Source organism: Nocardia sp. NPDC047648, from assembly GCF_040642815.1.
In the GTDB taxonomy this organism is placed as follows: Bacteria; Actinomycetota; Actinomycetes; order Mycobacteriales; family Mycobacteriaceae; genus Nocardia; species Nocardia gamkensis.
Window position 1 is genome coordinate 176741 of record NZ_JBEYSX010000007.1, and the last position, 24275, is coordinate 201015.

The 24275-nt window shown below is 67.4% G+C and carries 20 protein-coding genes and 4 tRNA genes; 11 read left to right on the top strand and 13 right to left on the bottom strand.

The genetic code is table 11. The features are described from left to right. The first annotated feature begins 205 nt into the window (after positions 1-205). Positions 206-1990, top strand: coding sequence for a thiol reductant ABC exporter subunit CydC (cydC, locus tag ABZ803_RS17280; RefSeq protein ID WP_357038620.1), 1785 nt, complete (start codon positions 206-208; stop codon positions 1988-1990). Between the two features lie 346 nt (positions 1991-2336). Here cydC and ABZ803_RS17285 read toward each other — a convergent pair whose 3' ends face one another. The 6 genes from ABZ803_RS17285 to ABZ803_RS17310 all read right to left on the bottom strand — a co-directional run bounded on the left by ABZ803_RS17285 (position 2337) and on the right by ABZ803_RS17310 (position 6424). Next, positions 2337-3044 carry an FABP family protein gene (locus tag ABZ803_RS17285; protein WP_357038623.1) on the bottom strand — a complete coding sequence of 236 codons (708 nt, stop codon included), beginning with the start codon at positions 3042-3044 and terminating at the stop codon, positions 2337-2339. A 189-nt stretch (positions 3045-3233) separates the two neighbouring features. Continuing rightward, positions 3234-3539, bottom strand: a complete 306-nt coding sequence (locus ABZ803_RS17290) for a DUF1416 domain-containing protein (RefSeq protein ID WP_040864741.1) — start codon at positions 3537-3539, stop codon at positions 3234-3236. A 5-nt stretch (positions 3540-3544) separates the two neighbouring features. Then, a complete protein-coding gene (locus tag ABZ803_RS17295; RefSeq protein WP_357038626.1) occupies positions 3545-4378 on the bottom strand; it encodes a sulfurtransferase in 834 nt (277 codons plus the stop codon). 29 nt (positions 4379-4407) lie between these two features. Further along, complete coding sequence (locus ABZ803_RS17300; RefSeq protein WP_357038629.1) at positions 4408-4902, bottom strand: DUF4395 domain-containing protein; 495 nt, start codon at positions 4900-4902, stop codon at positions 4408-4410. 287 nt (positions 4903-5189) lie between these two features. After that, positions 5190-5627, bottom strand: a complete 438-nt coding sequence (locus tag ABZ803_RS17305) for a thioredoxin family protein (protein ID WP_357038632.1) — start codon at positions 5625-5627, stop codon at positions 5190-5192. Then, positions 5624-6424: an LmeA family phospholipid-binding protein gene (locus ABZ803_RS17310; RefSeq protein WP_357038635.1), complete on the bottom strand. Its 801-nt coding sequence runs from the start codon at positions 6422-6424 to the stop codon at positions 5624-5626. The genes ABZ803_RS17305 and ABZ803_RS17310 overlap by 4 nt, the downstream gene beginning before the upstream one ends. Before the next feature lie 294 nt (positions 6425-6718). On the opposite strand from ABZ803_RS17310, the gene ABZ803_RS17315 reads away from it, so the two are divergent. The 6 genes from ABZ803_RS17315 to pstB all read left to right on the top strand — a co-directional run bounded on the left by ABZ803_RS17315 (position 6719) and on the right by pstB (position 12628). Then, a complete protein-coding gene (locus ABZ803_RS17315) occupies positions 6719-7483 on the top strand; it encodes a response regulator transcription factor (protein WP_040864770.1) in 765 nt (254 codons plus the stop codon). 104 nt (positions 7484-7587) lie between these two features. After that, positions 7588-8508, top strand: a complete 921-nt coding sequence (mshD, locus tag ABZ803_RS17320; RefSeq protein ID WP_357038638.1) for a mycothiol synthase — start codon at positions 7588-7590, stop codon at positions 8506-8508. Between the two features lie 241 nt (positions 8509-8749). Further along, positions 8750-9862, top strand: coding sequence for a phosphate ABC transporter substrate-binding protein PstS (pstS, locus tag ABZ803_RS17325; protein ID WP_357038641.1), 1113 nt, complete (start codon positions 8750-8752; stop codon positions 9860-9862). Between the two features lie 91 nt (positions 9863-9953). After that, a complete protein-coding gene (gene pstC / locus ABZ803_RS17330) occupies positions 9954-10928 on the top strand; it encodes a phosphate ABC transporter permease subunit PstC (protein WP_062968580.1) in 975 nt (324 codons plus the stop codon). Continuing rightward, on the top strand, positions 10928-11830 hold the full coding sequence (pstA, locus tag ABZ803_RS17335) for a phosphate ABC transporter permease PstA (protein ID WP_357038645.1): 903 nt from the start codon (positions 10928-10930) through the stop codon (positions 11828-11830). Before pstC ends, pstA begins: the two co-directional genes overlap by 1 nt. A 21-nt stretch (positions 11831-11851) precedes the next feature. After that, entirely contained in the window at positions 11852-12628 is a 777-nt protein-coding gene (gene pstB / locus ABZ803_RS17340) for a phosphate ABC transporter ATP-binding protein PstB (protein WP_039795034.1), read from the top strand. A 78-nt stretch (positions 12629-12706) separates the two neighbouring features. Here the strand turns inward: pstB and ABZ803_RS17345 are convergent, their stop codons facing one another. From ABZ803_RS17345 to ABZ803_RS17375, 7 genes are all read right to left on the bottom strand, one after another. Beyond that, positions 12707-14125, bottom strand: coding sequence for a hypothetical protein (locus ABZ803_RS17345; protein WP_357038649.1), 1419 nt, complete (start codon positions 14123-14125; stop codon positions 12707-12709). Positions 14126-14250: 125 nt separating this feature from the next. Further along, positions 14251-14544, bottom strand: coding sequence for a type VII secretion target (locus tag ABZ803_RS17350; protein WP_357038652.1), 294 nt, complete (start codon positions 14542-14544; stop codon positions 14251-14253). 119 nt (positions 14545-14663) lie between these two features. Further along, positions 14664-15326: a phosphate signaling complex protein PhoU gene (phoU, locus tag ABZ803_RS17355; RefSeq protein WP_040864752.1), complete on the bottom strand. Its 663-nt coding sequence runs from the start codon at positions 15324-15326 to the stop codon at positions 14664-14666. A gap of 682 nt (positions 15327-16008) precedes the next feature. Next, a complete protein-coding gene (locus ABZ803_RS17360; protein ID WP_357038656.1) occupies positions 16009-17772 on the bottom strand; it encodes an LCP family protein in 1764 nt (587 codons plus the stop codon). Positions 17773-18539: 767 nt separating this feature from the next. Continuing rightward, a complete protein-coding gene (gene dusB, locus ABZ803_RS17365; RefSeq protein WP_357038998.1) occupies positions 18540-19667 on the bottom strand; it encodes a tRNA dihydrouridine synthase DusB in 1128 nt (375 codons plus the stop codon). Between the two features lie 149 nt (positions 19668-19816). Then, positions 19817-20788: an acyl-ACP desaturase gene (locus ABZ803_RS17370; RefSeq protein WP_357038660.1), complete on the bottom strand. Its 972-nt coding sequence runs from the start codon at positions 20786-20788 to the stop codon at positions 19817-19819. 1081 nt (positions 20789-21869) lie between these two features. Continuing rightward, positions 21870-21942: transfer RNA gene (locus ABZ803_RS17375), tRNA-Lys, on the bottom strand. 854 nt (positions 21943-22796) lie between these two features. On the opposite strand from ABZ803_RS17375, the gene ABZ803_RS17380 reads away from it, so the two are divergent. From ABZ803_RS17380 to ABZ803_RS17395, 4 genes are all read left to right on the top strand, one after another. Further along, positions 22797-23462 carry a TetR/AcrR family transcriptional regulator gene (locus ABZ803_RS17380; RefSeq protein ID WP_040864773.1) on the top strand — a complete coding sequence of 222 codons (666 nt, stop codon included), beginning with the start codon at positions 22797-22799 and terminating at the stop codon, positions 23460-23462. A gap of 93 nt (positions 23463-23555) precedes the next feature. Continuing rightward, a tRNA-Glu gene (locus tag ABZ803_RS17385) sits at positions 23556-23628 on the top strand. Positions 23629-23657: 29 nt separating this feature from the next. Then, a tRNA-Asp gene (locus tag ABZ803_RS17390) sits at positions 23658-23731 on the top strand. Positions 23732-23789: 58 nt separating this feature from the next. Further along, positions 23790-23863, top strand: a tRNA-Phe gene (locus ABZ803_RS17395). Positions 23864-24275: the final 412 nt, after the last annotated feature.

Below are 24275 nucleotides of genomic sequence, written 5' to 3' on the forward strand. Positions count from 1 at the left end.
GCCGCGTGCGACCCGCTCGTGGTGATGCGCACCGTGCGAGCGGAGGTCCCGCGGCGGCGAAAGCCGGTCGACTGTGTGGTGACACGCCCGAAGGAAACTGCGGCGGCCAGTGGGTGACGGTGGCCGCGGCCCGTGTGGAAGACCCGCTGATGCTCGCCCGCGGTTCGCGAGCCGACGCGCGGGACGTGCGAGAGGGGCGATCGCGATGACGCGGGCCGTTTCACGCGACACCACGACATTCGGTGATCTGCGCCGGATGTGGACGCTGCTCGAATTGTCCCGCGGGCGAGTCGCGGTGGCGATCGGATGGGGTGTGCTGGCACTGGGCAGCGGGCTCGGTCTCGCGGCGCTGGCGGCCTGGCTGATCGCGCGAGCCTGGCAGATGCCGCCGGTGCTCGACCTGAGCATCGCCGTCGTCGCGGTGCGCGCGCTGGGCATCTCGCGTGGCCTGTGCCGGTACCTGGAACGTCTCGCCACGCACGACGTGGCCCTGCGCGCCATGACGACCGCGCGCACCACGGTCTACCGCACGCTGGCTCGCTCGGATTTCTGGCTGCGCCGGCCCGAGGTCCCGCGGACCGGGCACGAGCGGTCGGATGCGCCCGCCGGGGAGACGAAGCCGCCGCGCCGCGGTGATCTCCTGGTCCGCGTCGGCCGTGACATCGACGACCTGGGCGCCGTGGTGGTCCGCGTGTTCGTGCCGGTCGCGGTCGCCCTCGTCCTCTCGGTCGCGGCCGTCGCGCTCCTGGCCACGATCTCCCCGCCCGCTGCCGGGATCCTGGCGGGTGCGCTGGCCCTGTCGGGCATCGTCGCGCCGTGGTTGTCGGCCGCGGCGGCGGCGGAGGCCGAACGCGCCGTCCGCGCCGACCGGGCGGAGTTCACCGCGCAGGCTCTGACAGTCCTCGACCACGCGGCCGAATTGCGCGTCGCCGGTCGTCTCGACGCCGCTCTCGAGGCGGCCGCAGCGGCGTCACGCCGAGCCGTCGCCGCGGAGGACCGGGCCGCCCGGCGCAGCGCCTGGGCCGCCGCCGCCACGCCGCTCTCGATCGGCGCCGCCGTGCTGGGCGCCCTACTGATCGGCATCACCCTTTACGGCCCCGATGGCGGTGCCGCGGGCGCGATGACACCAATGGCGCTGGTCGTCTTGGTTCTCTTGCCCCTGTCGGCCTTCGAAGCGGTCGGCCCGCTGCCCGCGGCGGCGCAGGCCCTGACGACCGCCCGTGCCGCGCTGCATCGCCTGGACGGATTCGAATCCGGTTCGCCCACCGGCACGGCGACGGACCCCTGTGACTCCCAGCCCGGGTATGAGACGAAGCCGGAAGGACGGCGGACGAGCCTCGCCCCCTCGGCCCGGTTACACGACGCGCGCGTGCCGGAACTGCCTCGGGGCAGGCGGATCGCGGTGGTCGGCCCCAGCGGCGCGGGCAAGACGACTCTGCTGATGAAGTGGGCGGGGTTGTTCGACACACCGCGCCCCGGCATCACCTTCTTCGCCGAGGACGCGCACCTGTTCGGCACCTCGGTGCTGGAGAATCTGCGGGTAGCGCGTGGCGATCTGACCGCCGAAGACGCCGAGAAGGCTTTGCGGACAGTCGGTCTCGGCGACTGGCTGGACGGGCTGCCGGAGGGGGTGCACACCGGCCTGGCCGGGGGAGCGGCCGCTGTGTCGGGCGGCCAGCGTCGCCGGATACTGCTCGCGCGGGCGCTCGTGTCACCAGCGCGGGTGTTGCTGCTCGACGAACCGACGGAGCACCTGGAGGCCGAGCCAGGGGCGCAGCTGCTGCGCGACCTGCTGGACGTCGACAGCGGCATCGTGGAACCCGATCGCATCGTGGTCGTCGTCACACATCAACTGCCGGACGACCATCAGGCCGCCACGGTGCTCCGGATCACCGCATCGGGCCTGGTCACAACCGAATTCGCGGCCCGAGGCACAGCGTGTGACGCCCCCGATTCCGCCGACCGAGAAATTCCGTTGCCGAGCTGCTGACACGCCGCTAGATTCGTTCGTACACGAGGAAGGAGGTGGTTCGACGAATGGATATTCATAGGACACGTGAGGTGGCTGTCCGCTAGCGCCACCGCTGCAGGTGGATTTCGCCCGCGCGAGCGCTGAGCGAATTCCAGGCAGTCACCCGGCCCCCGAGCCCCGGTCTGTCCGACCGGACCCGTGCGATGAGAGTCGCACCGGTATGGCTCGGGGGCTGTTCTGTTTTGCCCCTTCGTTCGGCAACGTGATCGAGTGCGCCGGTGAGGAGCCGCTGACGTGGGTGTGGTGTCGGTACGAAGCCCGGTGGAGGGAAGGCTTGCCGGGTCAGGCGGTGACGGGCCCCGGCTCAGCCGATGTAGCGCTGGAGGCGGGCCGAGAGACGAGGTTCGAGGGGGCCGTCGGCTACGACGCGTTCCTCGACGTAGGCCAGATCGCCGCCTTCCACGATGCCGTAGAGGCGCTTGGCGCCACCCACGACGATGCCGGACTGACTGCGGATTACCACGTCGGTGGCCAGTTCCCAGGAGGACTGAGTCAGCGCCTGGCCGTAGAACAGCTCGACGATGCCGCTGCTGTGCGACAGCAGCAATTCGATGACCTCGTCGTTGCCGTCGATGCCGACCCGCCAGAAGCCGCTCTCCCGCAGGTCTGGGCCGCCGTAGTTGCCGTCGGCCTCGATCACCCAGGACCGGGATTCCCAGGTCAGGTAGTCGCCACCGTCGTGCGAGACGACGATCTGCTGGCCGAACCGGTAGTCCCCGCGCTCGGGGTCGTTGCCCTCGCCCTCGCCGCGCCAGACGCCCACCAGCGGGAGCAGCGCGAGCATCGAGGCGCTCAGATCCGGGCCGAGGCGCAGATTGGCGGTGTCCTCGGGCAGCGGAAGATCCGGTAGGACCGGGATATTTCGCGCGCCGGTCGATCTCGCACGTTCGGCGGCGTCGGCCACGGCCTGGTCACCGCTGCGGCGACCGGCGGAATCGGCCGGAGCGGTTCCGTTCAGTTGTTCACTCGCTCGCTCGGCCGGGTTGGAACCTTCGCTCGCGAGTTCGCTCATGATTCGGTGAACAGCCGGTAGAAGACGTAGAGGCCGAACCAGCCGATCAGAACGGCCACGGCCACCAGCAGAATCTCGAAGAAGAGGACCACGATCCGAGTCTAACGACCCCCTTGTCGCGGCGCGCAAACGGCCCCGGTGCTTCCGCGGAGCGGAAAGCGACCGGGGCCGTTCGACCGGTGTGGCGTCTTACTTGGCGACCGTGACGTCGACCGAGTGGATGCCCGCGCCCTCGGGGCGCACCTCGGCCGAGCCGTTGCCCGCCGAGGAGAGCGCACGGACGGTCCACGAGCCGGGAGCCGCGAAGAACCGGAAGTCACCGGTGCCCGACGCGACGACCTCGGCGGTGAAATCACCGTTGCCGTCGAGCAGGCGCACGAACGCCCCGCCCACCGGCTGGCCGTCGGCGCTCAGGACCCGGCCGGTGATGACCGTTTCCTTCTCCACGTCGACACCGGCCGGGATGGCCTGACCCTGAGTAGGTGCTGCACACATATCTCTTACTCTCCCAACTCGATCGGAGCGCCGACGAGCGAGCCGTACTCGGTCCAGCTCCCGTCGTAGTTCTTGACGTTCTGGTGGCCGAGCAGTTCCTGGAGCACGAACCAGGTGTGCGAGGAGCGCTCGCCGATCCGGCAGTAGGCGATGGTCTCCTTCTCGCCGTCCAGGCCGGCTTCCTTGTAGATCTCGGTCAGATCGGCATCGGACTTGAAGGTGCCGTCCTCGTTCGCGGCCTTGCTCCACGGCACGTTGATGGCGCCGGGGATGTGGCCGGGACGCTGGCTCTGCTCCTGCGGGAGGTGGGCGGGCGCCAGGATCTTGCCGGTGAACTCGTCGGGCGAACGCACGTCGACCAGGTTCTTGGTGCCGATGGCCGCGATGACCTCGTCGCGGAAGGCGCGGATGGACAGGTCGGGCGCCGACGCCTTGTACTGGGTGGCGGGCCGGTTCACCGCCTCGGTGGACAGCGGACGGCCGTCGAGCTCCCACTTCTTACGGCCACCGTCGAGCAGCTTGACGTTGTTGTGGCCGTACAGCTTGAAGTACCAGTAGGCGTACGCGGCGAACCAGTTGTTGTTGCCGCCGTACAGAATGACCTCGTCGTCGTTCGAGATGCCGCGGGCCGAGAGCAGATCGGAGAACTGCTCCTGGTTCACGAAGTCGCGACGAACCTGATCCTGCAGGTCCTTCTTCCAGTCGAGTCGGACGGCACCCTCGATGTGCCCACCGTCGTAGGCGGAGGTGTCCTCGTCGACCTCGACGAAGACGACGCCGGGGGCGTTGAGGTTCTCTTCGGCCCAGTCAACGGAGACCAGGACATCGGAGCGAGCCATTGTTTTCCTTTCAGAGATGACGAGCAGGGTCAGTTCGATGCCGGTGACGGGCTCCGGCGGAGACGGGCGACCAGCGGGTAGATCTGGCAACCCAGGCAGATCCCGAACGCCGCGTTCAGGAACGCCGCGAACAGGGCAAAGCCGGCGAACACCGCGCCGACGACTGTGGAGCCGAGCGCGAAGCCCAGCAGGCTGACGGCCGCGAAGACGAAACCGAGCAGCTGCGCGAACCGCAGCGGCGCTGTCGGCTCGGTCGCACTGGTCGGCGCCAGGCGCGGCGCGAGGAATGCCGCGTAGATCCGGCCGTACGGATGCCGGCGCGGACCGAGGGCCGCGCCGATCGCGAAGACGACCGCCTGCAGGGCGATCAGAACCGCGGCCGCGCCGGGCGAGAACGCGGCGGCGAGCAGGACGACCACGAGGACGCCGGTGGTCACCCATGCGGCGAAGCGCGGGCCGCGAACATCGACCTGGTCTGCGGTAGTGGGTAGCGTTCCGGAACTGTTACGGATCTGGGTGGACATTGTGCGTACTCCTGCGCTGGGAAAGTCCGATGACTGAAGATTTGCCAATTCGCCGGGGGATCGTGAGATCACTCGCGCGGCGGACAGGGGTCGGCGTCAGGAAATCCGGGGAAGCCGACCGATCAGCGGCACAGGCAGCAACAACCACCGAGCCGACACAGATCCACTGTGCGGCGTCGGGTGAGCATCAGCTCGTGGTTGGAAAGCACGTCAGCAGTTTACCCAATTCGGCGGGGGAATTGGACCCGGGGTGGATCACATCCGTCGAGGGGACTTGTCGTCGCAGCTCAGGCCGCTGCGGTCAGCGGCTCCAGCGCGGACTGCAGATCGGTGGCCTTGGGCACGCCGGAAATGCGGAACCGTTCCCTGCCCGCCGTGTCGAAGACGAACGTGGTGGGCAGCGACAGCACGTTCAACTCCCGCGCGAGAGCGGGCTCGGCGTCGATGTCCACCTCGATGTCCTGGGGCGGCTGTGGCGACCCCGCGAGCTGGTCGGTGACATTGGCAACCACCCGGCGAACCGCGTCGCACGGTCCGCACCATTCGGCGGAGAAATGCAGGACCGCGGGACCGTCGCCGGTCACCCCGACGGCCGCCAGCAGATCCGCGCGGTCGGACAGGTCGATGCCGTCGGCCGCGCGTACCTTGCCCTCGCGGCGGCGCAGCAGGATGCCCACCGCCAACGCGGCGAGCAGTACTACTGCCAGGATGGTGATTTGGATCATGGTCGCTGCAATCGGTCGAGGTCGATCGTGACGTTCACGCCCTTGCCCTCCACGACGATCTGACCGCCCTGGGCGGAGACCTTCGTGGGCCGGACGCCGAACGGCAACTCCTTGGTATCGATGGTACGGGTGAACCGGGCGAGCACCGCGGGACGATCGGCCTCGGTGATCACCGCCACAGGCATGGTCTCGGTGCCGGGCGGGCCGCGATAGAAACCCGTCGCCACGATCTTCACCTGATCGCCGTCGAGCGACAGATCGGCCTGCACGCTCACTTTCTCGCCGCTGTACTGCGCCCCGGGCGTCTCGGGCAGGGTGCCGGTGAGCACCAGCGCGCCCGTGGTGGTCATGCCGGAACCACCCGATCCGCCGGTGCCGTCGGACTTGTCCGCGGGCCGCGAATGCACCTGCAGATCGGGGATGGTGAACAGCCTGCCCAGTTCGGTCGGCTCCACCCGCAACCTGCTGTCCACTCGCTCCACGGGGACGCCGCGCAGGCTGCCGTCGACGAGTTCGCCGAGCGGGAGCCGCACTCCCGTCAGCGTCGCCTCCAGCGCGGTTTCGCCGGGGATGTCCGCACGCTTCGCGCGCGCCCGGATCTCCACGTGGTCGTAGCGGCTGTCCCAGGCCTGGCCGAGAAAGGGGAAACCGTGAATCGTCACCTCGGGATCGGCGGTGAGATCGGCGCCGTCGCGCAGCGCGCGGGACACGCGATATTCCGAATAGGCCGCGGTGCTGAAGTCGACGACGACGGCGAAACCCGCCAGACACAGCAGGCCGATGATCAGCTTGCGCATGCTCCCCCGTCTCTCCGGGTCTCGGGCCGCTGCGGCCGGTGGCCGCGCGGCGCGCGTTCGGCTGCCGTGCCGGGCGCCCCGCCGGTGGCGGGCCTGCCCGGTACGTAACCCATGTACGCACCATATCGGTTGGCCCGAGCGGGGCTCGCGGGTGTCCTCCGCTGCGGTCATGGACCCCGGAATGCGTGGTCATGCCTTGTTACGCGCTAATCTTGCATCCGATTACCTGTGATTAGCGACGCGGCCGCGGCGGTGCTGCCGCATCCGCGTGGCTACGAGATGGGAGGAGGGCCCGTGGAGCTGCTCCTGCTTACCTCCGACCCCAACCCCGAGTCGGTGTTGCCCTCGCTCGCGTTGCTCGCGCACAACGTGCGCCCCGCGCCGACGGAAGTGGCGTCACTGCTCGAGGCAGGCACCGCGGACGTCGCGTTGGTGGACGCGAGAACCGACTTGGCCGCGGCCCGTGGCCTGTGCCGCTTGCTCGGCAGCACCGGGTCCTCGGTGCCGGTCGTCGCGGTGCTCACCGAGGGCGGCCTTGTCGCGGTGAACGCGGACTGGGGGCTCGACGACATCCTGCTGCCCGGTACCGGCCCTGCCGAACTCGACGCCAGATTGCGGCTGCTGGTCGGGCGCAACGGCGGCGTGGCGAGCCCGGAGAACACCGGCAAGATCACGCTCGGCGAGCTGGTGATCGATGAGGGCACCTACACCGCGCGGTTGCGTGGCCGCCCGCTCGACCTCACCTACAAGGAGTTCGAGCTGCTGAAGTATCTCGCGCAGCACGCGGGCCGGGTGTTCACCCGCGCGCAGCTGTTGCAGGAGGTGTGGGGCTACGACTTCTTCGGCGGCACCCGCACCGTGGACGTGCACGTGCGGCGCTTGCGCGCCAAACTCGGCACCGAATACGAATCGCTGATCGGCACGGTGCGCAATGTCGGTTACAAGGCCGTGCGCCCGTCGCGCGCGGCGGCCAAGGGCGAGCAGGTGAGCTTCCCGGACGAGGACAACGAGGGCACCGACGACTCTCCGCTCACGCCGGTCAACGGCTCCGCGCAGTAATTCCCGGCGGCTCGCGCATCGGACTCCGAAATGCCGCCCGCCCCTACGACGTTGCCAAGGGCGGACCCCGATCGGAGTCCGCTGGGCTCGATGAACGGAGGCCGATGAGCGGCGTGACAACACAGTGGACCGATCGTCTCGACGCGGACACCGCGCAGGCGATCACCGATCTGCTGGCGCGTGCGACCGCGGCCGACGGGGTCGCCCCGGTCTCGGAGCAGGCCGTGCTGTCGCTCACCTCGGGCGACCACACCGCAGTACGCCATCTGCTTGCTCGGCGCGATGGCGCGATCGCGGGCTACGCGAATCTCGTTCCCGCGCACGGCGACCATCCCGCGATGGCCGAGGTCGCGGTCGATCCGTCCCAGCGCGGCCACGGCGTCGGCGCCGCTCTGGTCGAGGAGGCTCTGGCCACGGGCGGCCCGGGCGCGCGGGTCTGGGCGCACGGCGACCGGCCGGCGGCCAAAGCCGTCGCCGCGCGGCTCGGGTTGCGGACCGCGCGTGAGCTCTGGCAGATGCGACGGTCGCTGGCAAGTCCTGAGCTACCGGAATTGAACGTGCCGGACGACATCGTGTTGCGCACCTACGCGGGCCCCGCCGACGACGCGGAATTGCTGCGGGTGAACAGTGCGGCCTTCGCCTGGCATCCCGAACAGGGCGGGTGGACCGGGCGTGACATCGAACTCCGCCGCGCCGAGTCGTGGTTCGATCCGGCGGGCCTGTTCCTGGCATTCGACCCGGCCGCGCCCGGCCGTTTGCTCGGATTCCACTGGACCAAGGTGCATCACGCGGAGAATCCGCCGCTCGGTGAGGTATACGTGGTCGGTATCGATCCGGCGGCGCAGGGGCGTGGGCTCGGTCGTCTGCTCACTCTCGCCGGGTTGCGTCACCTGCGGGACCGCGGGTTGGCCGAGGTGCTGCTCTATACCGAGGCCGACAATGCCGCCGCGGTGCGCACTTATACCCGGCTCGGATTCGCCCCCGCGCATGTCGACGTCGCGTACGCCGCGGCGGATGCTGAATAACAGGCGGCAGAACGGGTGTCCGCGAGTAAAACTGGGGCAAACGTCACATCTACCAGGTGCAATCGCGCCGGGCTGTTCACTCTCCGTTCACTCAGGTCGGTCCAACTGTCAACCACGTGACTTTAGGTTGAGTGAGGGCAGCACACTGCTGCCTGGTGCGCAAGTTCCCCGCGAACAGCACCACAGCACCCGTCCGGGCCGGTGAGGGACCGGACGAGTTGGACGCCATTCCGGAGGAATAGTGAATCTCAAGCGCAGCAGCGCCCTCGTCGGTGTGCTGGCCGTCGGCGCCATGACGTTGGCCGCCTGTGGCAGCGACGACAACACCGCGACCGACTCCAGCAACGTGGCGAAGGTCGACGTCGCCTGCGGCGGCAAGGAGGCCCTCAAGGCCAGCGGTTCCTCGGCGCAGAAGAACGCGATGGAGCGCTTCATCGCCGCGTACGAGAAGAACTGCGACGGTTCCACGCTCAACTACACCTCCAGCGGCTCGGGTGCCGGTGTGAGCGAATTCCTCGGTGGCCAGACCGATTTCGCTGGCTCCGACTCGCCGCTGAGCGCGAAGAAGGACGAGCCGAAGAAGGCCGCCGACCGCTGCGCCTCGCCCGCGTGGAACCTGCCGACCGTGTTCGGCCCGGTCGCGATCACCTACAACATCGACGGCGTCACCGATCTCACGCTGGACGGCCCGACCGCCGCCAAGATCTTCAACGGCTCGGTGACCACCTGGGATGCCCCGGAGATCAAGGCGCTGAACCCGAACGCCAAGCTGCCGTCCGAGCCGATCGCCGTGATCTTCCGCAGCGACGAGTCGGGCACCACCGACAACTTCCAGCTCTACCTGGACTCCGCCTCCGACGGCGCCTGGGGCAAGGGCGCGGGCAAGGCCTTCAACGGTGGCGTCGGCGCGGGCTCGAAGGGCAACGAGGGCACCTCGGGCGCGGTGAAGACCACCAAGAACTCGATCACCTACAACGAGTGGTCCTTCGCGAAGGCGCAGAACCTGTCGATCGCGCGCATCATCACCTCGGCGAGCAAGGACCCGGTGACGCTGAGCGTCGCGTCGGCGGGCAAGGCGATCGAGTCCGCGAAGGTCTCCGGCCAGGGCAACGACCTGGTCATCGACACCTCCTCGTTCTACAAGCCGTCGGTGGCGGGCGCGTACCCGATCGTCATGCCGACCTACGAGATCGTGTGCTCGAAGTACTCCGACGCCGCCACGTCGAAGGCGGTCAAGGCCTTCCTCACCTCGGCGGTGACCAACGGCCAGCAGGGCTTGGACGAGGCCGGGTACATCCCGATCCCGGAGCAGTTCAAGACCAAGCTGACCACCGCCATCAACGCCATCTCCTGATAGCAGTCCCCACATGACCGTGCACGACGAGGTTGCCGCCGCTGGTCCGTCGGATTCGACCGACCAGCGAGCAGGCGGAGATACTGCGCTCATGCCGAGCAAGCCGAGCAACGATCCGGCCGCGAAGAGGGCCCGTCCGCAGCACAGCCAGCGAGCGGAGATCATCTTCCGCTCCCTGGCGACGGCGGCCGGTGCGATCATCGTCGCCGCCATCGCGCTGATCGCACTGTTCCTGCTCATCCGAGCGGTGCCGTCGGTGCTGGCGAACGAGGCGAACTTCTTCACCAGCACCGACTTCAACACCTCGGACGCCAACCACCTGCGGTTCGGCATCCGGGACCTGTTCATGGTCACGGTGCTGAGTTCGATCTTCGCGCTGGTGCTCGCCGTTCCGATCGGCATCGGTATCGCGCTGTTTCTGACGCACTACGCGCCGAAGACGCTGGCGCGGCCGTTCTCGGTGGTCGTCGATCTGCTCGCGGCGGTGCCCTCGATCGTGTTCGGTCTCTGGGGAATCCTGGTGCTCGCTCCGCAACTGGAGCCGATCCAGACCTTCCTGAACGACAACCTGGGATGGCTGTTCCTGTTCTCGGACGGCAACATCCCGCTGGCCAGCGGCGGCACGATCTTCACCGCGGGCGTCGTGCTCGCGGTGATGATCCTGCCGATCATCACGTCGGTCAGCCGTGAGGTGTTCAACCTCACCCCGCGCGCCCACATCGAGGCGGCGCAGGCGCTCGGCGCGACGAAATGGGAAGTCGTGCGGATGACGGTGCTGCCGTACGGCCGCAGCGGCATGATCGCGGGCGCCATGCTCGGCCTCGGCCGTGCGCTCGGCGAGACGATCGCCGTGCTGATCGTGCTGAAGACGGCCGCGCAGCCGGGACAGTGGTCGGTGTTCGACGGCGGCTACACCTTCGCCTCCAAAATCGCCTCGGCCGCGGCGGAGTTCAGTGCTCCGCTGCCGACCGGCGCGTACATCGCGGCAGGCTTCGTCCTGTTCGCGCTGACCTTCGTCGTGAATGCGCTGGCTCGACTCGCCGCGGGCGGAAGGGTGAACGGGTGATGACCACCTCGACTCTGGACCGGCCGATCAAGCCGCCCACCTTCCGGGACGTGAGCCTGTCGCGCCGGATACGCAACAACCTCGCGACCGGGCTGGTCTGGCTGGCGTTCGGCATCGCGCTCGTGCCACTGGCGTGGGTCCTGATCATGGTGATCACCAAGGGCTTCAGCGCCGTGGTCCGGGCCAACTGGTGGCAGAACTCGCTGAAGGGCGTGCTGCCCAACCAGGTCGCGGGCGGCGTCTACCACGCCATCTACGGCACCATCGCCCAGTCGCTGGTCGCCACGATCATCGCAGTGCCGCTCGGCATCATGGCCGCGGTGTACCTGGTCGAGTACGGCCGTGGCGTGCTGGCCAAGACCACGACCTTCATGGTCGACATCCTGGCCGGCGTGCCGTCGATCGTCGCGGCGCTGTTCATCTTCGCGCTGTGGATCGCGACGCTCGGGTTCCCGCAGAGCTCGCTCGCGGTGTCGCTGGCATTGGTGCTGCTGATGCTGCCGGTGGTCGTCCGCAGCACCGAGGAAATGCTCAAACTGGTGCCCGACGAACTCCGCGAAGCGTCCTACGCGCTGGGTATCCCCAAGTGGAAGACCATCGTGCGGATCGTGGTGCCGACCGCCCTGCCCGGCATGATCAGCGGCATCCTGCTCGCCATCGCCAGGGTGATGGGCGAGACAGCTCCCGTGCTGGTGCTGGTCGGCTACAGCAAGTCGATCAACACGAACATCTTCGACGGCAACATGGCGTCGCTGCCGCTGTTGATCTACCAGGAGCTGGCCAACCCCGAAGCCGCCGGACGCGAGCGAGTCTGGGGCGCGGCTTTGACCCTCATCATCATCATCGCCTTCCTGTACCTCGCGGCTGCGGTCCTCAACCGCGTGCTCACCCGGAACCGATAGAAGCGGAACGGATTACCGACAATGGCCAAGCGGATCGATGTCAAAGATCTGAACATCTACTACGGCAAGTTCCATGCCGTGTCCGATGTCTCGCTGACCGTGCTGCCGCGCAGCGTGACCGCCTTCATCGGTCCCTCGGGTTGTGGCAAGTCCACCGTGCTGCGTTCGCTCAACCGCATGCACGAGGTAACCCCGAACGCCAGGGTCGAGGGCGCGGTGCTGCTCGACGGTGAGGACATCTACGGCACCCAGGTCGACCCGGTTGGCGTGCGCCGCACGATCGGCATGGTCTTCCAGCGGCCCAACCCGTTCCCCACCATGTCCATCAAGGACAACGTGGTCGCGGGCCTGAAGCTGCAAGGCGTGCGCAACAAGAAGGAACTCGACGAGGTGGCCGAGCGCTCGCTGCGCGGCGCCAACCTGTGGAACGAGGTGAAGGACCGCCTGGACAAGCCGGGCGGCGGCCTCTCCGGCGGTCAGCAGCAGCGTCTGTGCATCGCGCGCGCCATCGCCGTGTCGCCCGACGTGCTGCTCATGGACGAGCCCTGCTCGGCGCTCGACCCGATCTCCACCCTGGCGATCGAGGACCTGATCACCGAGCTGAAGAAGGAATTCACCATCGTCATCGTCACCCACAACATGCAGCAGGCCGCGCGTGTGAGTGACCAGACCGGTTTCTTCAACCTGGAGGCTCAGGGCAAGCCGGGCAAGCTGATCGAGATCGACGACACCGAGAAGATCTTCTCCAACCCGTCGCAGAAGGCCACGGAAGACTACATCTCCGGCCGTTTCGGCTGATTCCGGTTGCCGAGCGGCTTCGATCGGCACGAGCAGAGGAAAGGCCCTGGGTAGCGAGTCGGCTACCCAGGGCCTTTCTTACTGGTCCGGGGGTGTCTCGAACAGCGGCGTCTGCGCCGCTTCTACTCGACGGGTGTGTTCCGAATCCGATTGCCGATTCGCCATGTGTCCTCCGAGCAAACCGGTACTCGCGGGCGCGGTCGACGGTGAGCTGGGCGCGGAAGTGCTGCTGGGCGCGGTGGGTTCGGTACCGGTGTAGCTCGCCTGCCGGACGGACGCGGGCTGTTGTTCCGGCTTCGTTTCCGTGCCCTGCGCCGGATTCGGATTTCCGGCCTTGCTGTCGTCGGCCTTCGAAGTCGGGTCATCCGCCTTCGGATCGGTGGCTTTCGCGTTCGGATCCGCTTTCGAGGGCTGGTCGGTCGTGGAATCGTCGGAGGCCTTGTCCGCTGCCGGTGTGCCGTCTTTGGCGGGCTCCCCGCTGGACGGTGAATCCGCGGGCGTGCCGTCGGCCGCCTGGTCGACGCTGGTGATCACCGTATCGGCGGCCTTCGCGAAGTTCTCCGCGGCCGAGCCTGCGGAGTCGATCAGGCCCTTTCCCGCCTCTCCGCCCGCTTTGATGATGTCGTCGAGATCGTCGTCGAGCTTGCCGACGGACTCGATCAACGTCGGCACATCTCCGGTGATCCCGCCCACCGCGGTGATAAGACTCGTCACATCCGAGGGTGTCCAGGAATTCGGGTCGCTCGCGGGACCGGTGGAACCGGACGACTTGGAGTCGTCACTCTTCTCACCCTTGTCCTCGCCGGTGCTCTTGTCCTCGCCGGTGCTCTTGTCCTCGCCGGTGCTCTTGTCTTCACCGGTGCTCTTGTCTTCACCGGTGCTCTTGTCGCCCTCGTCGCTCTTGTCCTCGCCCGACTTCGACTTCTCGGTCTTGTCTTCGCCGGTGGACTGTTCCTCGGCGATCGGACTGGCCTGCGGCGTGCCCGCGGGAGTGGTGGAAGCGTCGGTCGGGTCCTCGTCGGTGTTCGCGCTATCGGACTGCCGGCTGTACACCGCGAGCGTCGGATCCGTCTGCTCGCCGCTGTCGAGCGGGTCGCCGTCGCCGAGCTGGTCACTGCGGGCACGCACATTCCCGCTGGCCTGCTCGATCTTGGTGGCGACGTCCGATTGGGTGCCGAGCAGCTCGTTCAGCGCCGTGGTGACGGCGGTCTGGTGGGTGTACTGCGAATCGCCGTCGTCGTCCGCGACGTCCGGCCCGGGAGTGACCTGCCAGTCCTCGGAGACGGTGAATCCGGCCGCGACGGCCTGGTCGACCTTGTCCAGCAAAGCTTGGCGGAACCCGGCCAGACTGGTGCCGCTATCGATCAACGTCTGCGCGAGTTCCTCGGTATCCAGCGCCACTTTGTTCGCCGCGTCGCGGTCGCCGGCTATCCGGTCGTAGGCCGCGTAATAGGCATCGCCACTCCAATGCGCGCCTGCCGCACGAATCTGTGTCACCGTTTCATCGATCAGCGATACGAATTCGCCAGTGCGAGTTCGTATTTCCGTTCCGGCTTCGCCCAGTTTCCATGGTTGCCATTCCGACCGCACCTGACTCAGCGTGGGCGTCGAATTCGTCGTCCTCACAGCTGCGCGCCCATCGCCTCGAGGCCATCGCGAAACTGCTGGTCGGACACCTCGTAGTTCGCGGCGCCGCCTTTGGCGATATTGGAAATCCGTTTACACCGCATGGCCATTCGCCGCCACGCGTCTTCGACATTCGCACCCGCCGCCGAGCACACTTCGCTCAATGCCGAACCGGGCAGCACAGCACCGAGCGCGTCCGTGGTGGTACGCACAGTCAAGCCGCCGATATTGCCGCCGATTTGATCCATCGACGCGGCCAACGCGCGCAGCTCTGCTGGATCGACGTTCATGACGCCCCCCTTCATACCGGATCCCCTCCGGCGTAACGCTATACCGGAGCAATCCCGCCCCGCGCGGCCAAATCTATCATTCACCGCCCGCGAAACGTCAAGCCCGGCAAACCTTTCGGTTACCCCTCGGCATCCGGGTCAGGGGGGAGGACGCCGGTCACCAGGAAGATGACCCGCCGGCCGATTTCGACGGCGTGGTCGGCGAAGCGCTCGTAGTAGCGGCCGAGCAGTGTGACGTCGACGGCGGCGGCGACGCCGTACTTCCACTCCCGGTCCATGAGCAGCGTGAAGAGGTGACGATGCAGGTCGTCCATCGCCTCGTCGTCCTCGTTCAGCTGCGCCGCGCGCTCCGGGTCGCGGGTCTCCAGCACCTCTCGCGCACCGGCGCCCATGTTCACCGCGATGCGGCCCATCTCGGCGAAGTAGCCGTTGACGGCTTCCGGTAGCGCGTGGTTCGGATGACGCCTGCGCGCGACCTTGGCCACGTGCAGCGCGAGCGCGCCCATCCGGTTCACGTCGGCGACGATCTGGATCGTGCTCACCACTTGCCGCAGGTCACCTGCGACCGGCGCCTGCAACGCGAGCAAGGCGAAGGCCTTCTCCTCGGCGTCCTGGATCAGCTCCGCGATCCGGTCGGATTCACTGATCACCTGCTCCGCCAGGGCGAGGTCCGCCTGGAGCAGGGCCTGGGTCGCCCGCTCCATGGCCGAGCCGGCAACGCCGGCCATCTCACCCAGCAGGTGGGCGAGCTCGGCCATTTGCTCGTTGTAGATGACACGCATGGAACCTGACCCTAGTTCGCCACGCTGACCAAGTCACGAACGCCGAGTGAATGACCGGTGTGCATCATTAGCGCGAGGGTTGCCGTTGACCATTCAACGACCGCGATCCGCACCCTCGCCGGCCTTGAAGGACGACATCACGATGACTGTGATCTGCGTCGCATTCGTCCCATCTTGTGCGCCAGGCGCTACTTGCAGATCTCCTTGGCGGCGTTTGATGTGCTCCGGATCGGAGGCGGGGTGACCCCACCCAGAAGACTCCGATGGTGACCGAGCGCTCGCGCAGTCACCATCGGAGTTCGGCCTGAACTAGCTGTAAATATGGAACCCCCAGGCGTCGCCGCCGCCGAACGCGCTGGCGTTGGGCTTGAACTCGCATCCGCTTACGCGGCTTCCGAGAGCTACAAACTGCTGTCGGGCGTGCTCACATTCCTGTGCCGTGTCGTACTGCCACCACCCGTCCGCTTGGCAGGACCTGCGAACAATGCCAAGGCGGCCGCCGCCGCGGTTGCTCCGCAGATTAGTTTGCGTACCACTGAAACCCCCTCCATGCTCATAGTCACGTTCTCTGCAGTAGCAGCCACTGAATAAGAGCCGAAGCGAACTTTGTTGCGGTAGAACATGATTCGATACGCACCCGGCCTGCGGGCGGAGCCAGGTGGTGCTGTGTGCACTCGGTCGTCTACTTGCAGATGTCCTCGGCCGCGTTGACGTGTTCCAGGTCCGAGGGCAGCACGGTCGGCGTCGAATCCTTCGGGGTGCTCGTCACCACGTTGGTGATCTCGTCACCGACCGGCGTCGGCGCCTTCACGACGACGCCGTTCGCCGAGTCGCCCCCGATGACGACCTCGACGATGCCGCCGAGATCGTCGGCTGCCTCGATGGTCGCGCCGGGAATCGAGCTGGCCACGGTGGCAGCCTCGGCTTCCAGGCCAGCGGCGTAGCGGACCTTCGTCGTCGCCGAGGTGCCGTTGGCGTAATTTCCGGTGTTGTAGATCGTGAAGCCCTGGTTGCCGAGTTTGGTGGCGGCCGTGCGCGCCAGGCCTTCGACGCCGGAGCCGTTGGACACCAGCAGCGAGACGGTGGAGGGATCCACCGCCCGGTGCTTGGTCGGTGTCGCGGCGGCCTGGGTGGGGACGGGCGCGTTCGCCTGGACGGTCGGCTTCTCGCCCGGCAGTGGCTGATCGTCGCGGATCGCCTTGAAGATCGCCTTGATGTCGGATTCGCGAGGAATCTCGTTGCCGTAAGAGTCAGTTCCCGCGGTCGGAACGGTGATGAAGGTGACCGCACCGGCATCGATCTTCTGCAGTGACCGTCCCAGCATCAGTAGGTCGGTTGTTTCGACCTTGTTGACCCAGGTGTGCTCACGAAGCGCACTGATGAAGCCGTTCAGTTTGCTCGGATTGAACAGCACCCTGCTGGACAGCGTGCCGCGCAGCAGTGAAGCGAGGAAGCGTTGCTGTCGGTTGATGCGGTCATAATCACTGCGCTCCTCACCGTAGACATGCCTGGCGCGCACGTAGTTCAGCGCGGTTTGGCCGTCGATGCGCTGCTTGCCCGGGTGCTCCAGGATGGTGCCGAGCACCTCGTCGACGAGCGGCTTGGACGCGCAGACCTCGACGCCATCGATCTGGTTGACCATCGACTCGAAACCGGCGAAGTCGATGCCCATGAAGTGATTGATCGACGCGCCGGTGAGACGCTGGATCGTTGAGACGAGGCACATCGGGCCGCCGACAGCGTAGACGGCGTTGAGCTTGCCGCCCATGGCAGACGGGAACTTCTCGTCGGTGTATTTGTTTTTCTCGTTGTCCCACCCGTTGCACTGGGGTCTGGTCACGTCCAGGTCGCGCGGGAAGGAGACTACGACGACCCGATTCCGGTTCTTCGGGATGTGGACCAGCATGGTGGTGTCCGCGCGGGCGCCTTCGGCGTCGTCCAAAGTGCCCGCGCCGAGCTGACCGTTGGCCCCTGCGCGGGTGTCGGTGCCGACGAGCAGGTAGTTCTCGTCGCCGAGCTGCGCATTGGAATCGACGATGTCCTCTGAGTTCTCGTCGAGGGCGTTGACCTGGGTGAAGCTGTCCGTCGTCGACCGCAGGTAGCTCCAGCCGCCGCCGGTGACCAGCAATGCGAGGACGGCGCACACTGCTCCCGCCGCTCTTCCCGCGGTCCGCAGCCGCTTGTTGCGGCGCTGCCGGGAGGCCTGCAGACGGGTCTGGGCGGTGCCGACGGGCTTCGGTTTGGCGTCCCTGCCCTCCTTGGTCGGCCAGCCCACGCCCTTACGCTTGGCTCGTGTGGGCTCTTCTAGCGGAGGAAGGACGTCGGTGACCTCTTCGGCCAGCTCCGGTTCCGGAGGAGCGACGGGTGCGGCGGACGCCGAGTGCTCGGCCGGGCGGCGGGTCGTGGCGCGGGCGGCCGGAGTGGCGCCCGTGATGTCCTGGACCACCGGCGAGCTACCCGTCTGGCGTAGTGGTGGCGAGTCCGGTGCACGCCGGGGACCGGCTGCGGCGCCGCGGCCGTTGGCGGGAGTGGGGGGACGGTTCGCGGGCGGGCCGGCCGGTGGCCGGGGAGCTTCCTGCGGCGGCTCCGCGCGGTTGCCCCGTTGTGATGGGGGCCCTGCCTGCGGCGGTACCTGCTCGGGGCGGCGCGTCTGGCTCGGCGGAGTGCCAGCACCCGGCGGTGCGGGCTCGGCGCGGCGTCCTCGGCCGGGTGCGGCAGTCGGGTCCGGCGGAATGGGCTCGGCGCGGCGTCCTCGGCCGGGTCCGGGAGCCGGGGTAGGTTCCGCGCGGCGTCCTCGGCTGGGTGCGGCGCCCGGGTCCGGCGCGGCGGGCTCGGCGCGGCGGCCTCGGCGGCCACTGCGTTCGTTGTCGACCCGCTGGACCAGATCCTGGACCGTCAGGGGCGCGGAACTCTGGTCCGGAGTGGCGTCGGTATGGCGCGAACGACGAGACGTGCGTGCGGCGTCTCCTTCGGAGCTGTCCGCCGCGGGATACCGCTCCCACGGGGCGCGACCTCCGGGCCGTGGCGAACGCCCGTGCCGATCGTCACCCACCAACGAACCTCGCTTTTCGTCCTGCTTTTCCGCTCAGGTCACACTCGACCGGCGGCACCGATTCCGCAATGATAACGATTCCGCCACGGGGGGCCACCCCACCGAGAAATCGAACAGGTCACAGCTGTTTCGGCGACGTCGTTCGCTGAGCGGTTGCCCGATCAGCCGCCACTGTGCATCACATCCGCCGCGCGTGGCACCGCGGGATCGTCCGGGTCGTCGAGCCAGCCGTGCGGCAGCGCGACCTTGCCTGGCGAGCCCTGACGCCCGCGCGGGCCCTCCGCGTCCTTCGGGAAGGGCGCGGTCGGATCGAGCTGCCCGACAAGATCTTCCAGCCGAGCGAGGCTGTCCACGGTGGCGAACGCGCGACGCAGGTCGGCGCCGACCGGGAAGCCCATCAAATACCAGGCCATGTGCTTGCGCAGGTCACGCATGGCCTTGTCCTCTCCGAGGTGCTCGGACAGCAGCGCGCCGTGCCGGTACAGCACGGCACCGACCCGGCCCAGATCGGGCGCGGCGGGCAGCGGCTCCCCGCGCAGCGCCGCCTGCAGTTCGGCGAACAGCCACGGCCTACCCAGGCAGCCGCGTCCGACGACCACGCCGTCACACCCGGTCTCGTCCATCATGCGAACCGCGTCGTCCGCCGAGAAGATGTCGCCGTTGCCGAGGACCGGGATCGACGTGACGGCCTCTTTGAGCCGGGCGATTGCGGTCCAGTCGGCCTCGCCGGAGTAGCGCTGCGCAGCCGTGCGGGCGTGCAACGCGACCGCCCGCGCGCCTTCGGCTTCCGCGATGCGTCCCGCGTCCAGATAGGTGCGGTGGTCGTCATCGATGCCGATGCGAAACTTCAGGGTGATCGGGACCCCCGCCGGTTCCGCCGCCCTCACCATGGCGCGCACGATGTGCCGGAACAGCGTCCGCTTGTACGGCAGGGCGGCGCCGCCGCCGAGCCGGGTGACCTTGGGCACGGGGCAGCCGAGGTTGAGGTCGATGTGGTCGGCCCAGCCCTCGCCGACGATGATGCGCACCGCTTCGCCGAGCGTGTCCGGGTCCACGCCGTAGAGCTGCATCGAGCGGGGATGCTCGTCGGCATCGAAGGACATCATGTGCAGCGTCTTCTCGTTGCGTTCGACCACCGCTCGCGCGGTGATCATCTCGCACACGTAGATCGAGGTAGGGCTGCCGAATTCCCGGCACAACTTGCGGAACGCCAGATTCGTGATGCCCGCCATCGGCGCGAGCACGACCGGCGGATCGACCGGATACGGCCCGATCCGCAGCTTCGTCATCGCCTCGGTAGTCATCGTCACGCCGACCAGTGTCTCATTTCCGCACGTAAGTCGGCCGGAGCGGGTCGCAGCGCGGCGCGGCACCGTGCCGTTCATACAACCGCCGCCGCCCCGGACTCCGGGGCGGCGGCGTGCTGTAACCGGGGCGCTCAGCCTACGGAGCTGCCCGCCATCTGACGGTCGCGCTTGGCGGCCTCGCGGGCCAGCATCCGGTCCCGCTGTTCCTCGAACTTGATGACGTCCTTGCTCAGCTTGTCCAGGAAAATACCGAGGCGCTCACGGACCGCCTCGCCGCGGGCGGTGAAGTCGCTGCGTTCGAAGATGTTCCACTTCTTCAGCACCGGCTGGACGACCTCTTCCAGGTGCTGGCGCAGATCGTAGATGCCGTGCTTGGCCATCAGCACGCCGTTGCGGCGGAAGTTGGGCATGCCGGCGCCCGGCATCTGGAAGTTCTCCAGGATCAGGGTGATCGCCTCGATGGCCTGGTCAGGGGACAGGTCGAGGGCGGCGCCGCACATGTTGCGGTAGAAGATCATGTGCAAGTTCTCGTCGGCGGCGACGCGCTGCAGCATGCGGTCGGCGATCGGGTCGTCACAGACCTTGCCGGTGTTGCGGTGGCTGACCCGGGTGGCGAGTTCCTGGAAGGTGACGTACGCGACGGAATGCAGGAAGCCCGCGTCGGCTTCGGCAGGGGAGGCGAAGCCGTTGGTCATGTGGACCATCCTGGCTTCCTCGAGGGCGACCGGGTCGACGCCGCGGGTCACTACCAGGTAGTCCCGCATCACGATGCCGTGGCGGTTCTCCTCGGCGGTCCAGCGGCCCACCCAGGTGCCCCACGCGCCATCCTGAGAGAAATTCTCGGCGATCTCCCGGTGATAGGAGGGCAGGTTGTCCTCGGTGAGCAGGTTGGTGACCATGGCCGCCTTCGCGACCTCGTTGAGCCGGGACTGCTCCGGATCCCAGTCCACCCCACCGAGTGCCGCGAAATTGCGGCCGTCGTCCCACGGGACGTAGTCGTGCGGATGCCATTCCTTTGCCATGGAGAGGTGCCGGTTGACGTTTTCTTCGGCAACCGGCTCCAACTCCGTCAGAAGCTCGAGTTGAGTCAGATCCCTTGCCATGTATGAACCCTTCAGTGTGTGCTTCCGGTCGTGCAGGTCATCCCAAGGTAGACCGATACCGTTGCGGCCATACCTTACGGCACCGTAGGTGTGATGCGAAACGCATCCGTTAGACGATCGATGCCCTGGTGATCCACCACATGCGACGTCTTCGCCGTTCAGTGATCCACACGAGTGTATGGGTTCTTCCTGTGAACGAGAGGACTATCGACGCGGGGTTCGCGTCGTTAGCGGGAGGTGGGGAATCGCACAATCCGCCACCGCGCCGACAATGAATCGAGTACCCAACGCTCGCGCGTGTCGAACACGGCGCGCCGAACCAGACCGCGTGTGCCCGGGCGAGCCGGACTTCTGGAAGGCCACGGTCATGAGCCGCCGTCGCATGGCCCGACGACCGCCTCGGCCGGGCACGTGTGAGGCGCGGTGGCCGAAACCGGTGTGTCGCCCCAACGTCACCCATCCCTCTCTCATGAACGTGGACGCCTGTCTTGCTCCGGGCTTCGCACGATCAGCTCGGCGCACGGTCTGTGGTGGAGAGCGCGTTCTCGGACGGCCCTTACTTCTGTATGCGCCGCTCCCCGGGCGGCGCATATATACATCGGAAATCCGCCGTACCAGACCGGCTTCCCAGCGTTGCCGGGTCACCTACCGCGATCAGCCACGTAGCCGCATCGGGCGGCGGGCTCGGCGAGGTGCCAGTCGCGATCTGCGTGGTCGGCACCGACTCCCTGAATTGACTATGTCCTTTGTCACAATCCGACCGGTCGCACCGGGCGTCTCGTGGTCCACGTCGTGGGCGAGTCCTTGCTCTGTCTGGGTCGTATCCTGCCCAGTCCAGGCGTCCGCAATCCCGCGCATGGCGGTCCACTATCTCCGCCGTATAGGGACGGTAAGGAAAGAGCCGTCGAACGGCTTGTCGGCCGAGGCGCCGAGTTCGGCTCCGATGACCGTGAAGCATTGTGTGTGACATCGGAGAGCGGAGCCTCGACGCGGCGCGTCCTGGCCGGTATAACCGGTGCTTCACCGCGTAGAACTCACGAAACAGGTCGGGCGCCCGGAGTGCCCGGGCGCCCGACCGTTGTGCCCCCAGTAGGGCTCGAACCTACGACCTGCGGATTAAAAGTCCGTAGCTCTACCAACTGAGCTATAGGGGCGCGGAGGAACAGTGTAGTGGGATCGGGGGCGGATGCCCCAATCGGGGGAGTTCGTGTCGGCGGGTGGGTTGGATGGGTGGGGGCGGCGTGGCGGGGCGGGTGCGTCGCGGGGCGGCGTGGCGGTGGGTAACGCGGCGTGCGCAGAGGGCGATGCGGGCGGTAAACACTTGGCACCCAGCTTTGTTCATCTTAGCTGGATCTGGATATCATTCAATCGTGTTGGCTGGCAATGTCTTTGGATTTGCAGGGGGTGAACGGCTCTGGCCGGGCGAGGCTCGCGGGGCGGGTTGGCGGGCGAAACGTGGGCGGCGGCCGGTTGTCCGGCTTGCCGGTCGGCTCGCGTGAACAATCCTGAGCCGCTGGCGAATTCGCGCACCCACCGTAGCGGCCGGTTGGGTTGCCGAATATTTGCCGTAACAGAAAGTGGAATCGGATGGCCACCTGACTCGCCGGTTTGCCGCGTGTCGGATCGGGATTCCGGGTACGGTGACGCCTTGGTGAATTCCGAAAGAATCGTCGACTCGATCGGTGCCGCGGAATTCGGATTGTCGTTTCCGTGTCCGAAGGCGCCGCGGCCGGTCCGGCCGGCCACGGCTCGACGGAACTCTATGCCGCAGGAGGAGGCACGTTCAGGACGAAGAAATGCCCGGATGCGCACCCCCTGCGGCGCACCCGGGCAGGCAAACTATACCAGCTGGTGTGTTACAGGTTTTCCGCGAGTTTTCGTACCGAAGGTTTGAAATCGGTCGAAAACCGGGTTCGACGTATTGATAAAACTCAGGAATTCGCGCCGAGGGTCCGTTCCTTCGGGGGTGGCTGATTGGCGGCGAGTAGGCTTCGGAGGCGTTTCGAGCATGGCACGGCAGCAAGAGCGGGCGCGCCGGACACGGGCGGCGATTATCAGGTCCGCCGCCGTTGAGTTCGGGAAGAGCGGCTATGCCGCTGCATCGCTCAACCGCATATTGGAAGGGTCGCGTGCCACCAAGGGCGCCATGTACTTCCATTTCGATTCGAAAGAAGATCTGGCACGCGCGGTGCTGGAGACCGCGGTGGAACGCTACCGCGCCTCCGCCGAGCGCTGGCTGGCCCGAACGGATCTCAGCCCGCTGGACATCCTGCACGGGGTGGTCGACGAGATCGCGCTGCGGCTCGAGCACGACATCATCGTGCAGGCCGAGTACCGGCTGATCATCGAGCCGGACTTCTACCGTGACGTGCAGGCCGGTGGCGGCCGCATCCTGGGCCGCACCACCAGGGTGCTCACCGTCCGTGCCATCGACCACGGGCAGCTGCGCGCCGACGCCGACCCCGACCGGTTCACCCGCACGCTCGCCGCCGCGCTGGCCGGCCAGCGGTACATGGTGGACCTGCTCGGTGGGCAGGTCGATCTGCGGGCACGGTTCGAGGAGGCGCTCGAGGTCGTGATGGAGGCGATGGCCACCCCGGAATGGCTGGAGAAGTTCCGCAGCGACGGCTGGCGCACCCAGGCCCGCTTGGAGGAGCTCGGTTTGAGCCTCTGACCAGCCGGTTTGGGAATCGAGTCCGGTCTGTCATAAGCTATCCCAGCTCCCAACGGACAGCCGTTGAAGCCGGTCCGGAGAAATCCGGGGCGAGCCCCCTTCGTCTAGCGGCCTAGGACGCCGCCCTTTCAAGGCGGTAGCGCGGGTTCGAATCCCGTAGGGGGTACGATCTTCGGATCGTTGGTAGCAGAGCATGGCCCTGTGGCGCAGTTGGTTAGCGCGCCGCCCTGTCACGGCGGAGGTCGCGGGTTCGAGTCCCGTCAGGGTCGCAAGTAAGCGCCGGAGATATCCGGCGTTTCGCGTATGGCATTCACTTCGGGTGCCTGCGGCCAGGTAGCTCAGTTGGTACGAGCGTCCGCCTGAAAAGCGGAAGGTCGCCGGTTCGATCCCGGCCCTGGCCACTCCACTCGTAGGCGAGCCCTGTTCACGGAATGCGTGAACGGGGCTCGTTTCGTCATTTCTTGTGGGGGTGCAACCCCCCCCGCCCGGCGGGCTTCGCCCCCGGACCCCCATTCGTTGTGGTTGCGTTCGGGGGTGTCGTTCGGTTTGGTTCTCCGCTTGCCGGGTGGTGTCGTGACCTCGGCGCCGAGCGCGGCCAGCCAGGGGACTTAGTTGTTCTGGGTGGTCTCCGGTCGTCGGCATTCCGCGCGTTGATGCCTGCGTGGTGAGGGAGACGCCGCCTCGATTCCGGTCGACGGTACCTGTCCGTCGACATGGCGGGCGGGCTTGATCGTCCGGTCGGCGGGGCGTCTATGGTGCGGGGCGGGGCCGCGTCGGTCGTCTGGTTGGCGGGCGTCGAGTGTGCGCGAGCAG